We start from the raw sequence: 12,506 nt of genomic DNA, 5'->3' as shown, positions 1-12,506 counted from the left end.
AATGAGAACGGTCCTCACTTTGCGTTGCAGTAGCCGCACCTGCCCAATACGCCTGCAAGGCCCAAGGGAGCGTTTTGCAGGCCCGCCAATCAGCCAGAGTTTGCACTATTGATCAATTGTGATCTAGGAAGGCCACGTTAACCTGCATTCCGGATAACCTTTTTTTCCACATCGACTGAGGAGAATAATATGCCACTAAACGCTTACGGCGTTTTGAAAGGGAGGGCGATTTCCCGCCGTTTGGGTTCAGGGTCTTCACCCCACTATCAAATCCATATTGTTGATGAGATCGGTACCAATTATCGCATCGCGATTAACGTCAAGTCTCAATTGGGGCCGTCCGAGCTGATGTACTACATCAAACCGTACTTTATCCATCCGCTTACGGAAATAGTATCCATTCTACCAAGCGGTTTCAGCAGTCTTGCACCTAACTCCTCTTCGGGCGCGCTTGATCTGATCCGTGGAAACTTGCTTCAGCCCGCAATGATGACTCCTCTCCCTGCGAATCTGCCAGGCCCGGATAACGACCTGAACGAGAAGCTTGATCAAATTGTCCAGAGGGCGATGGCAGATGAGGAGGCCCTGGTCTATGCTTTTGGCGAACGATGGGGACCAGAAGCCAACAAAGCCGACAAGTATTTCGGCTTTGTACCAGGTAACGGCATACATGACATCCACATGAACCAGGGTAATGTAGGTTCGTTTGTTCGCGACGATGGGGTTTGGCAGGATGGCGGAGTACTATTTCACTTTCCCGGTGAGCAACAGTGGACAGCCATTTTTCTGAAGTTCCAATCGCAAAGCTGGCATACAGATGACGTAACAGGGCATACATTAAGTGTGCCGGAGGCAGGCGAGCCTGTAAATCCCGACCCTATTGCGCCGCAGCCGACTGAAACATTGCCCGATGGGCTGGTACGCATAGTTGCGGCAATGGTTAATTCGAAGGAATCCCCAGAGAGGGAATGGGTCCACATACTGAATGCCAGCGATCGTGTCATCTCGCTGGACGGTTGGCAGCTGGCCGACAAGCAGAAAGCGAAAATGCCTTTGGGTGGCATGCTCGACCCCGGTGCCACGGTGCGCGTCGATGTTCAACCGCCAGTGGCCTTGTCCAATAAGGGAGGTATTATCACGCTGCTGAACCAGGATGGTTTAAAGGTACATGGCGTTTCCTACACCAAGCAACAAGCGAATCAGCCCGGCTGGACAATTGTTTTTTAGGTAAAACTATCATGAGGATTGCTTAGCAACTTGGCCATCTGACTACAGGCGATAATAATATCTGCCTCCGTGATTGATTACTTTCGCTGCTTTTCGGCAGCAGCAAGAAAATCGTCCAGGATAGGCCCGGAATCGAGCAGTTCGCTGCCCAAGCCGTGGAACTCGGGATGCCATTGAAAGCCGGTTACATAGGATTGGCCGCGCATGCGTATGGCCTCGATGATCCCGTCGCTGGCGGAAACGGCCTCGACCAAGGAGTCGCGCCCCAGCCGCTTGATGGCCTGATGGTGGATGCTGTTGACCAGGTGCTGGTGCTGGTCTCCATATAGCTTTGCCAGGCGCGAGTTCTCCTCGATCAGTACCGTATGCCGGTGCTGGTCGTACAAGTCGGCATCCACGTGCGCCATGGCATCGGGGTTGTCCGTGACGATATCCTGGTAGAGGCTTCCCCCCAGTGCCACGTTGATCAGCTGCAACCCGCGGCAGATGCCCAGCACGGGTCTCCCCTGCACCACGCACTCCCAGAAAAGCTCCATCTCGTACAGATCGCGCACGCGGTCCCCCGCCCATTCGGGCCGGGCCGGCGTTTCGCCGTAGGAGATGGGGCTGACGTCTGCGCCGCCTTGCAGGACCAGGCCGTCTATTTCCCGGACATAGTCGCTGACGCGCACCTTCGAGCGCTCGACGCCACCGGTTTCAATCGCCGGCAGCATGAATACCAGTGCGCCGCGACGCATGATCCAGTGCGCGACGGTCTGTTCGAGGTATTGCAGGGTTTTGTTGCGAAAGCCGAGTTCCGGCGGCGGGTTATGCAGAATACGTGGCGACAGGCCAATCCGTAGCGGGCGGGGCATTTGTGGGGGCAGGCGAAGGCAATGCCCTCAATTACCCATCCACAATTCGGCTTGCAATTGCATTACATCGCCGAGATTGTGCTCGCGGGCATAGGTTTGGCGCAACCAGCTGGTGCCGTTGCCGACTATGAGTATCTCGCGGATGCGCTCCAGCGCCTCGGAGGCATGCAGCTCGCGTGCGTGATCGCTGATGCGTGCCAGCATGTGGGTGATATCCTCACGGATGCTGCGTCGCTCATGCGTGCGCGGGTCGACGAAGATGCCGTCGAGTCCGAACCGGCAAGCCTGGAAACGATTGAACGTATAGACGAGGTAATCGTCCTCTTCCGGCGCGGTACGCTGTTCCACCATGATGTAGCGCGACATCGACTGGATGTAGCAGGCGATGGCCGCGGCGATCTCCACCGTGAGCGGGGTATCGCATACCCTGACTTCAATGGTGCCGAATTCCGGTTTTGGACGAATATCCCAGTAAAAATCCTTCATCGATTCCACCACGCCGGTACCGGTCATTTTTGAGAAAAATTGTTCGAACTCCTCCCAGCGTAGCACGAACGGAGCCCGTCCACTCAAGGGGAAGGAAAACACCGAATTCAAGCGCGCGGAGGCAAAGCCGGTATCGTGTCCCTGCACGAAGGGAGAACTGGCCGACAGGGCAATGAAATGGGGAATGTAGCGCGACAGCATGTGCATCAGGTGCAGCGCCTCGTCCGGGCCCGGGCAGCCAATATGGACGTGCTGGCCAAAGATGGTGAACTGTTTCGCCAGATACCCGTATAGCTCCGACAGGTAATGGAAGCGCGGCGCGTCAAAAATCTTCTGTTCGCTCCAGTGCTGGAACGGGTGAGTGCCGCCGCCGGCGATCGCGACGTCGAGAAAGCGTCCAGCCTCGGTGACGACCTCGCGCAGGGCGCGCAGCTCCTCAACCAGCACGGCATATTCGTACTGCACCGAGGTATTGATTTCGATCATGCTGCGGGTCATCTCCGGTTTTATTTCCCCCGGATGGGAGGATTTGGCCAGCCGCCGCAGGATATCGGGCGCAGACGAAACGAGGTTATAGTCATTACAGCTGAGCAGCTGCAACTCAAGTTCCACCCCCAGCGTCAGGGGGCGCGAGGATGCAAACGGCATCAGGCTCATGTTTTTCTCTCCGATGTCTCGCCTGCTTTTCGCAGAGCAGCTTGCACCAGGAACGGGCTGACAAGCTCAAGGATGACAATGCAACTCATGAGCGCCAGGCCCAGCCCGGAAGCGAAACCAGGGAAAACGGTTCCCGTATCAAGCGTGAGCAGAAGCGCGACGCTGGACATGGGCGTCAACGCCACGCCCAGTGAAATAGCCTGGCGCAAGCCGATGCCGCTGTAATTTGCCAGAGCAAGCACCGTCAGGAGCTTGGCCGCCGCCCGCACGGCGATTAGCAGCAATACCAGCAGGAAATTGTCGCGCAAGCCGCCGAGGTCCGCCGCAAGACCAGTGGCGATGAACATAAGCACCACGAGGACAGCTCCTGCCGAGCCAAAGTGGGGGGGGAAAGCACGCGAGCGCTGGCGACGGTAGCGCGTGATGAGACCGGCGGCCAGCAAAACCAGGATTGGGCTAAGCTTGAGCGTCGAGGCCATGATGGTTGCGAACGCGATCATGCCGAACAGGACGAAGGAGAACGTCTCCTCGTGTTGCCCCAGGTAGTGATGGATGCGCTCGAAGGTAATGCCGAACAGCCATGCCAGCAGGGCGGAGCCTCCAAGGAGGTAGAGAGGAGGCAGTACGGTATGGATAAATTCGGCGCCAGTTTCGCCATGCATGACGGCGACTGCAAGTTTATGGAATATGACTGCGTAGATGCAATTCAGGGCGGTCATGAGCATCAGTCGGTCAGTCACTTGGCCTTGCGCACGCGATTCGGTCACCATGCGAACGACGATTGCGGGGGACGTGGCGATGACAATGGTGGCGACGATCGCGGCAGCCGCGCCGGTGAAACCGAACGACACCAACAGTGCGAAAACGGCGACAAATGTGGCGGTGGCTTCCAGCAGGCTGGTGGCGGCAATCCAGGGATTGGCCTTGAGCCAGCGCAGATTCACCCGATTCCCCAACTCGAACAAAAGGATTCCCAGCGCCAAGTCCACGACCAGGCGCCATTCTGCAGCCGGCAGCTCGGGTATCAGACTCAGCCCGCCCGGGCCCAGCAATATGCCGATGCCGATATAACCGACAATGCGCGGCCATCTCAGGTGCCGCACCATCAATTCGCTGATGAGCACCGCGACCACAAGCGTCAGCGCCAGCCATAATGCCGGGCTCACCGCGAGCGGCCAGACCGGAAGGTAGTCAGACCAGGTCATGCGGCTCCGGGGAGGGATTGCGCAAACACGCGCTTCCGCATAGCGACAAATGTTTTATCAGTTGCATCCGGTCTCCTCGGGGGTGATTGGATCAAAACGGATGTTGGATGATTTGAAGAAACTCGGGGACTCTCCAGCCGCGCCCGCATATGATACTGAGGGTACTGAATCCCAAGTGCCAAGTGGAAGGAGAACCATTATAAACTATGAACGGGATGAGAAAAACCCAACCGCTGAGTCTGTATACTCCTTGTGCTGTGGATCAAGCGGGACTATCACGCCCCGGAAGCGGAATGCACGTTCACTGGAATCAAGCTCGATCCCACCGTAAATGCGTACACATCTGCTTAATAAGTAACGGCCGCGGTATCGATAATTTAACCCTTCAACCGCTTCGGGTTGTGAAAAATGGAGGATTCTTATAATCTTCAGCGCTTTGTGGATGCCCAGTGGCCCGTATACGAGAGGGTTTGCCGGGAGCTGCGGCAGGGACGCAAGCAAAGTCACTGGATGTGGTTCATCTTTCCGCAGATCCAGGGCCTCGGCCACAGCGCGATGGCGCAAAAATTCGCCATCTCTTCGCGCGAGGAAGCCGAAGCATACCTGTCGCACCCCATCCTCGGACCCCGTTTGCGGGAGTGCACCCGCATTGTTGCCGACTTGGAGGGCAAGCCCGTCGAAGATATTTTCGGTTACCCCGATGATATGAAGTTTCGCTCGTCGATGACGCTATTCGCGCGCGCGGCGGTCGATAAGGATAAGAATAAGGATAAGGAAATATTCCAGCGCTGCCTGGAAAAATATTTCGGCGGCGAGCCGGACCGCGTGACGCTTGCTGCACTGCCTGATTTCTAAAAATTCCCGCCACAGGTCATCCAGGCTCCGCGAGTTGCTGCTCCGGCCTTTGGAATCGGCACAGTCAGAGGTCTTTTTAGCGCCTCAAAGTGGATCGGTAGTATTTCTTCCTTGATCCCCTTCATACCCCACCTCATCAGTGACCGCCTGGTGGTTGCTGCGCATCCAACTCGGTAAGTATCCGGCCGTTAAATCCTTTGCAGGGCTCGAACACCCTGCCGGTACGTCAAACTATCACCTGCCTGCCCCCCTCGCGCGATCGATCGGTACAGCGGCTCGCGGCAAATCGGCAAAGCTAACGTCTCCGTTCTTAAGGACCAAGCTATCGTTCAAGAACCGCGGGGCTGTTATGAACTGTTATGAAATGAGTGCGCGGCTTATCGAACCAATACAGCGAACAGTGATCCCGGAAAAAGACGCTTTGCTAATGGGCCCTGTAAAATCATACAGCTATTAAAAGGCAAAACGGCATGATGTAATAACTCGTGCCGTTCCAAACTTACAATCTCCATATATTTCACCTAGTAGGCCTTTTGCCTACTACGGCCCCTCCACGCGAACGTGCGGTCGATCTCTCCAGGTTGTGATGAAAGACGTTATTCGTCTCTTACCCGAACACCGGTAGGAGTTCTCACAAAGGCATGGGAAAAACATGTTAAGTCAATTGGGCGCTCTTTTCGATCCGGAAGGATTTATCCCCCACGGGTATTGCTATCTATGGCTGCCAGAAGTGTTATGGCTGCATGTGATCGCCGATGCCATCATCACTTTGTCGTATTTCACGATTCCCTTCGCGCTGGCATACTTTGTAAAACGCCGTACCGATTTGCCCTTTAAATCCGCGTTCGTCATGTTCGGTCTATTCATTATGCTATGCGGATTTACTCATGTACTGGGCATCGTGACAATCTGGACGCCCATTTATTGGATTGAGGGTGTAGTCAAAGCCGTCACTGCCTTTGTTTCGCTTGCAACTGCCGCCGTGTTATGGCCTCTCACATCAAAAGCATTGGCTCTTGTAAGCCCCAGTGCCCTACTTGTGCGCTCGAGGGAAATCCAGACTGAGCTGCGCCGCGACATCATGGAACGTCAGCTTGCTGAAAAAGCGCTTTTTGAAGAGAAGGAGCGTCTGCGCGTGACGCTGAGCTGTATCGGTGATGCGGTAATTACGACGGATATTTTCGGCAACGTGACCTATCTAAACTCGGTTGCCGAAACCATGACGGGCTGGACTTCTCAGGAAGCGGACGGTCTTCCGTTGCCGGATGTATTTCACATCGTCAATTCCGAAACCAATGAAACTGTTTTCAACCCCGTTGAACTGGTTCTCCAGAATAAGCAGACCGTGGGCTTGCCTCTGAATACACTGCTGATACAGCGAAGTGGAGATACTTTTCCAATTGAAGATTCGGCTGCCCCGATACGGGACCAACACGGTGAAATTATGGGTGCAGTGCTGGTGTTCCATGATGTCACCCATGCCCATACGATGGCGGCCGAGATGACTTACCAAGCATCCCACGATGCATTGACCGGCCTTATTAACCGACGGGAATTTGAGCGGCGCCTGGAGCATGCCCTACAAACCGCGCAACAGGAAGACGAGCAGCATACGTTGCTTTATCTCGACCTCGATCAGTTCAAAATCGTCAACGATACCTGTGGTCACATCGCTGGCGATGAGTTATTACGGCAACTGACCAGCGTAATGCATGCGGACCTTCGCAGCAACGATACATTAGCCCGTCTGGGAGGCGATGAATTTGGTTTATTGCTGGAAAATTGCGCATCGGGGACTGCGTTACGCGTGGCCGAGCTGTTACGGCAGACGGTGCATGAGTTCCGTTTCGTTTGGCAGGATAGGGTGTTTACAGTCGGAGCAAGTATAGGATTAGTTACCTTTAGCGATGCCAAGGAAACACTAGGCGATATTCTGCGTAAAGCTGATGCGGCTTGTTATCTTGCTAAGGACAAGGGGCGCAATCGTATACAAATCTATACGGCGGACGACACACGACTTGCACAACGTCATGGCGAGATGGGATGGGTAGGTCGAATACAGAGGGCACTGGAGGAACATAGGTTCGTGCTATACGCCCAGAAAATATTGGCACTAGAGGATAGCCCGGACGCTGGTGAGCACTATGAAGTGCTTTTGCGCATGCTGGATGAGGACGGCAAGCTGATTCCGCCCATGGCTTTTATTCCGGCTGCGGAGCGCTACGGCCTGATGCCTCAAATCGATCGTTTGGTCGTTGCTACGGCTTTCGCACAATACAGGCGGCGTCATCCCTTCGGTAGTGCTCTAGGCACCTGCGCCATCAATCTTTCGGGCGCATCTGTTTGCGATGAAAGTTTTCATAAGTTCGTGGCGGATCAATTCAGTCTTTACAAGATTCCACCTGCCGGAATCTGTTTTGAGATTACGGAGACCTCTGCAATTGCCAATCTGGCACGAGCGACAGCATTGATCTGTCAGTTAAAAGACCTGGGCTGCCGTTTTTCCCTCGACGATTTCGGGAGCGGCATGTCCTCTTTCGCCTATTTAAAACATCTGCCCGTCGACTATCTGAAAATAGATGGGGGTTTTGTGAAGGACATGATTGAAGATCCGATAGACCATGCGATGGTGGAGGCGATCAACCACATAGGACATGTCATGAAGATCGAGACGATTGCCGAGTTTGTTGAGAACGAAGCCGTTTTGGTGGCATTGCGACGGGTCGGAGTGGATTATGCCCAAGGGTACGGAATTGAAAAACCGTACCTGAACGAATGCTTAAGGACCTGAGTGCAGTTATAAACCGCTTGCCCTCTTTCGATTATCCCGCCGGATCTTGAGTACTTTGCGGACTCGATGTATGCGTCTCTCGCCGTTCAAGGGAGTAAATCGTTCGCTGGTTGGAATCCAAGCAGGGAAAATGACCGCTTGGGCGATGTTCCTGTAGCGCTCCCAACCTCAAACTGGCGGCTCTCCCTTAGCCGCCTGATGAAAAGCGCATGGACAGATCCACGGCTTTGATGTCCTTGGTGAGGCTGCCGACGGAGATGCGGTCCACCCCGGTTTCCGCCACCGCGCGTACGTTGTCGAGCGTTATCCCGCCCGATGCCTCCAGCGCGGCGGCGCGGTTGGTCAGGCGGGCGTTCAATATCACCGCTTCGCACATGCGGTCGAGATTGAAGTTGTCTAGTAGAACCAGTTTTGCGCCGGCATCGAGCGCCGAGCGCAGGTCGTCCAGCGTTTCCACCTCGATCTGGATGAATACACCCGGCGGGGCGATCTTTCTCGCTGTTCGCAATGCAGGTTCGATGCCGCCGGCCGCGATGATATGATTCTCCTTGATGAGGATGCCGTCGTACAAGCCCAGCCGGTGATTGGTTCCGCCGCCGCATTTGACGGCGTATTTTTGCGACACTCGCAATCCAGGCAATGTCTTGCGGGTGTCGAGGATGACCGCGCCGGTTTTGGCGACCGCATCTACGTAGAGCCGCGTCCGCGTAGCGACCGCCGACAGCAGTTGGACGAAGTTGAGCGCGGTGCGCTCCGCCGTGAGCAGGGCGCGCGCGGGTCCGATGATTTCGCAAAGCTTCTGTCCGGGCCCAACGATGTCTCCATCCTGCGCGAACCAGCGTATATCCGCCTGGGGCGACAGTTGCCGAAAAGTCGCCTCAAACCATTGCACACCGCATAACACGGCCTTTTCACGGCTGATCACCGTTGCGGTCGCGGCCTGGGTGGCCGCAAGCAGGCTTACAGTCAGGTCGCCCGTCCCGATATCTTCTGCCAGCGCCTGGCTGACGTTTCTCTCGATTTCTGCTGTTAAATCCATAGTGAAGACCTGCATCAAGCGGAGCGTGGGCGGACATTTTAACCGAATACGTTCCGGGGGGAAGTAGCAGGGCGTAGGGCGCGCCAAGGGTGCCGAGCGCAGGATATCGCCCTGTTGCAGGAGGTGATCAGACGGGTAAGTGCGCGTCATCCCGCGCAATATTCGCATGAACATGCGGCGCAATGTGCTGCGCTTGTTGCGCCTCGCGCCTTCTTGTCCTACGCTGAATAAGGAAAGTAACGCTGGCGCTTCGTTGGAGGGGCATTGGAGGGGCAGGCAGTGAAGGGCGCACGGGCGGTAATCGCCATCGCGCACCGCCTGTCGACAGTGCCTGCCAAGGCCGACTGCGTCGAACTTGAAATCCGCGGCCCGTGCCTCATATACAAACCATTCAAAACTAACTGAGGAATTCGCCCCATGCGTTTCGACAAGTTGACCACCAAATTTCAGCAGGCGCTGGCGGATGCACAGAGCATCGCGGTCGGCCAGGATAACCCCTACATTGAACCCCACCACTTGCTGCTTGCGCTGTTGCAACAGGAAGATGGCGCCACTGCGTCGTTGTTGCAACGCGCGGGCGCGAATGTCCCGCCCCTGCGCGAGGCATTGAAGAAAAGCGTGGAGCGCCTGCCAAAGGTGGAGGGGACGGGTGGGGAAGTCACGGTTTCGCGCGAGCTGGGCAATCTGCTCAATCTCGCCGACAAGGAAGCGCAGAAACGGGGCGATCAGTTCATCGCATCCGAGATGTTCCTGCTGGCGGTGATCCAGGATAAAGGCGAAACCGGCAACCTGCTGCGGCAGCACGGAGCCAACCGCGCTTCGGTGGAGCAGGCGATCAGTGCCGTCCGAGGCGGCGAGAATGTGGCCAGCGCCGAAGCCGAGGGCAGCCGCGAAGCACTGAAGAAATACACTCTCGACCTGACCGAGCGCGCGCGCATGGGCAAGCTCGATCCCGTAATCGGGCGCGATGACGAGATCCGGCGCACGATCCAGGTGCTGCAGCGACGCACCAAGAATAATCCGGTCCTGATCGGCGAGCCGGGCGTGGGCAAGACCGCCATTGTGGAAGGGCTGGCGCAGCGTATCGTCAATGGCGAGGTGCCGGAGACCCTGAAAGACAAGAAGGTGCTTTCACTGGACATGGCCGCGCTGCTGGCGGGAGCCAAGTACCGTGGCGAGTTCGAGGAACGCCTGAAATCGGTTTTGAAGGAGATTGCGCAGAGCGAAGGCAGCATTATCGTGTTTATCGATGAGCTTCACACCATGGTGGGCGCCGGCAAGGCGGAAGGCGCAATTGACGCCGGCAATATGCTCAAGCCCGCGCTCGCCCGTGGCGAACTGCACTGCGTAGGGGCGACCACTCTGGATGAATACCGCAAGTACGTCGAAAAGGATGCGGCGCTGGAGCGGCGTTTCCAGAAGGTATTGGTCGATGAGCCCACGGTTGAAGCCACCATCGCGATATTGCGGGGCTTGCAGGAAAAATACGAAGTGCACCATGGTGTGGACATCACCGACCCGGCGATCGTGGCCGCTGCGGAGCTGTCGCACCGTTACATCACTGACCGCTTCCTGCCTGATAAGGCCATCGACCTGATCGATGAGGCGGCAGCACGGATACGAATGGAAATCGACTCGAAGCCCGAGTCAATGGACAAGCTCGACCGCCGGCTGATCCAGCTCAAGATCGAACGCGAGGCGATGAAGAAGGAGAAGGATGAAGCCTCGCAGAAGCGTCTGGCGCTGCTGGAAGAGGAAATAGCGAAACTCGCGCGCGAGTATGCGGACCTGGAAGAAATCTGGAATGCGGAAAAATCCCAGGTGCACGGCACGCAGCATATCAAGGAAGAGATGGAGAAGGTCAAGCTGGAAATGGAAGCGGCCAAGCGCAAGGGGGACTGGCAGAAGGTGTCGGAGCTGCAATATGGCCGTCTGCCGCAACTGGAAGCCCAGCTCAACGCCGAGGACCGCCAGGGCGCGCACGGCGAGGCGCACAAGCCGAAGCTGTTGCGTACGCAGGTGGGCGCGGAGGAAATCGCAGAGGTCGTGTCGCGCGCCACTGGCATTCCCGTCTCCAAGATGATGCAGGGCGAGCGCGAGAAGCTGCTGCAAATGGAGGAGAAGCTGCACGAGCGGGTGGTAGGGCAGGACGAAGCCGTGCGCCTGGTCTCAGACGCCATCCGCCGCTCACGTGCGGGCCTCGCCGACCCCAACCGTCCTTACGGCTCGTTCCTATTCCTGGGTCCCACCGGCGTAGGCAAGACCGAGCTGTGCAAGGCGCTTGCCGGCTTCTTGTTCGATTCGGAGGAGCATCTCATCCGCATCGACATGTCGGAATTCATGGAGAAGCATTCGGTTGCCCGCCTGATCGGCGCGCCGCCGGGTTATGTCGGCTACGAGGAGGGCGGCTACTTGACCGAGGCGGTGCGCCGGAAACCCTATTCCGTGATCCTGCTGGACGAGGTTGAAAAGGCGCATCCCGACGTGTTCAACGTTCTGCTGCAGGTGCTCGACGACGGCCGCATGACGGATGGACAGGGGCGCACCGTGGATTTCAAGAATACCGTCGTGGTCATGACCTCCAATCTCGGTTCGCAGATGATCCAGCAAATGGCGGGGGACGATTATCAGGTCATCAAGCTGGCGGTGATGGGTGAGGTAAAAACCTATTTCCGGCCAGAATTCATCAACCGGATCGACGAGGTGGTGGTATTCCATGCGCTGGATGAGAAGAATATCCGCTCCATCGCAAGGATCCAGCTGCAATACCTCGAGTCCCGACTGGCGAAGCTTGAAATGAATCTTAACGTCACCGACGCGGCTCTGGATGAAATCGCTCAGGCTGGTTTCGACCCTGTTTTTGGCGCCCGTCCGCTGAAGCGCGCAATCCAGTCGCAGATCGAGAACCCGTTGGCCAAGGAAATACTCGAAGGACGCTTTGGTCCTAAGGACACCATTACGGTAGACAGCAGGAATGGCGGGGTTGTGTTCGGCAAAGCATAGGACTGTGTTGTTGCGGGATGCCGGAAATAAGAGGTGGCTGCGGCGGTCATCCGTGGTAGCAGGCGGAAAAGGGGGCGCCGAGCGTCTCACCGCCTGCCAAGCCAGGAATGGCGCAAGTAGCCTCATAAGTGTCCAATGAGGGAAGAAACATCCCACTGTAGAGAACGCCACGCTGATTTGTAATCAGAAGGGCCCGGGTGGGATCAATGACTTGCCGTTTACTAGCGACAGACTATTAATTTATCTAGGCACGGCGTGAACATAAGAGGTGTAACAGGCTAGCGTCCAGTTAATTGTAGTAGTTTCGATTTAATCTGACAGTAGGGCCTTGCCAAAGGTGGGGTTACCCGGTTTGATAGAGGTGCGAATCTTTATCAAATTGAGCGCTG

8 protein-coding genes are annotated in these 12,506 nt (G+C 56.4%); 4 read left to right on the top strand and 4 right to left on the bottom strand.

Annotated features, from left to right (window positions below; translation table 11 throughout):
- Window positions 1-189 precede the first annotated feature (189 nt).
- Window positions 190-1,227 carry a DUF2278 family protein gene (locus BM022_RS09045; RefSeq protein WP_091138677.1) on the top strand — a complete coding sequence of 346 codons (1,038 nt, stop codon included), beginning with the start codon at window positions 190-192 and terminating at the stop codon, window positions 1,225-1,227.
- Window positions 1,228-1,304: 77 nt separating this feature from the next.
- On the opposite strand, the gene BM022_RS09040 is transcribed toward BM022_RS09045, so the two are convergent.
- Genes BM022_RS09040 through BM022_RS09030 form a run of 3 tightly spaced genes read right to left on the bottom strand, consistent with a single transcriptional unit; the run spans window position 1,305 to window position 4,429 of the window.
- On the bottom strand, window positions 1,305-2,081 hold the full coding sequence (locus tag BM022_RS09040) for a gamma-glutamyl-gamma-aminobutyrate hydrolase family protein (RefSeq protein WP_091138675.1): 777 nt from the start codon (window positions 2,079-2,081) through the stop codon (window positions 1,305-1,307).
- 27 nt (window positions 2,082-2,108) lie between these two features.
- The gene (locus BM022_RS09035; RefSeq protein WP_091138673.1) at window positions 2,109-3,224 is read right to left on the bottom strand and encodes a YbdK family carboxylate-amine ligase; all 1,116 of its coding nucleotides are present in this window, start codon (window positions 3,222-3,224) and stop codon (window positions 2,109-2,111) included.
- Window positions 3,221-4,429, bottom strand: a complete 1,209-nt coding sequence (locus BM022_RS09030) for a cation:proton antiporter (RefSeq protein ID WP_091138671.1) — start codon at window positions 4,427-4,429, stop codon at window positions 3,221-3,223. The genes BM022_RS09035 and BM022_RS09030 overlap by 4 nt, the downstream gene beginning before the upstream one ends.
- A gap of 408 nt (window positions 4,430-4,837) precedes the next feature.
- On the opposite strand from BM022_RS09030, the gene BM022_RS09025 reads away from it, so the two are divergent.
- The gene (locus BM022_RS09025) at window positions 4,838-5,284 is read left to right on the top strand and encodes a DUF1810 domain-containing protein (protein ID WP_091138669.1); all 447 of its coding nucleotides are present in this window, start codon (window positions 4,838-4,840) and stop codon (window positions 5,282-5,284) included.
- Between the two features lie 652 nt (window positions 5,285-5,936).
- Window positions 5,937-8,075: an EAL domain-containing protein gene (locus BM022_RS09020; protein WP_091138667.1), complete on the top strand. Its 2,139-nt coding sequence runs from the start codon at window positions 5,937-5,939 to the stop codon at window positions 8,073-8,075.
- Between the two features lie 187 nt (window positions 8,076-8,262).
- Here BM022_RS09020 and nadC read toward each other — a convergent pair whose 3' ends face one another.
- A complete protein-coding gene (gene nadC, locus BM022_RS15190) occupies window positions 8,263-9,627 on the bottom strand; it encodes a carboxylating nicotinate-nucleotide diphosphorylase (protein ID WP_143079558.1) in 1,365 nt (454 codons plus the stop codon).
- Between nadC and clpB the strand changes: the two genes are divergently transcribed.
- A complete protein-coding gene (gene clpB, locus BM022_RS09010; protein WP_091138665.1) occupies window positions 9,532-12,117 on the top strand; it encodes an ATP-dependent chaperone ClpB in 2,586 nt (861 codons plus the stop codon). The two genes, nadC and clpB, sit on opposite strands and share 96 nt — an antisense overlap.
- The last annotated feature ends 389 nt before the right edge of the window (window positions 12,118-12,506 follow it).

The sequence above is a fragment of the Nitrosospira sp. Nsp14 genome (genome assembly GCF_900113575.1).
In the GTDB taxonomy this organism is placed as follows: domain Bacteria; phylum Pseudomonadota; class Gammaproteobacteria; order Burkholderiales; family Nitrosomonadaceae; genus Nitrosospira.
The sequence above is the reverse complement of the archived record's forward strand: the minus strand, read 5'-3'. Positions and strand labels throughout refer to the sequence as shown.

Coding starts and splice junctions, on each gene's coding strand:
- BM022_RS09045 (WP_091138677.1), top strand. CDS start 190: ATGCCACTAAACGCTTACGGCGTTTTGAAAGGGAGGGCGATTTCCCGC.
- BM022_RS09040 (WP_091138675.1), bottom strand. CDS start 2,081: ATGCCCCGCCCGCTACGGATTGGCCTGTCGCCACGTATTCTGCATAAC.
- BM022_RS09035 (WP_091138673.1), bottom strand. CDS start 3,224: ATGAGCCTGATGCCGTTTGCATCCTCGCGCCCCCTGACGCTGGGGGTG.
- BM022_RS09030 (WP_091138671.1), bottom strand. CDS start 4,429: ATGACCTGGTCTGACTACCTTCCGGTCTGGCCGCTCGCGGTGAGCCCG.
- BM022_RS09025 (WP_091138669.1), top strand. CDS start 4,838: ATGGAGGATTCTTATAATCTTCAGCGCTTTGTGGATGCCCAGTGGCCC.
- BM022_RS09020 (WP_091138667.1), top strand. CDS start 5,937: ATGTTAAGTCAATTGGGCGCTCTTTTCGATCCGGAAGGATTTATCCCC.
- clpB (WP_091138665.1), top strand. CDS start 9,532: ATGCGTTTCGACAAGTTGACCACCAAATTTCAGCAGGCGCTGGCGGAT.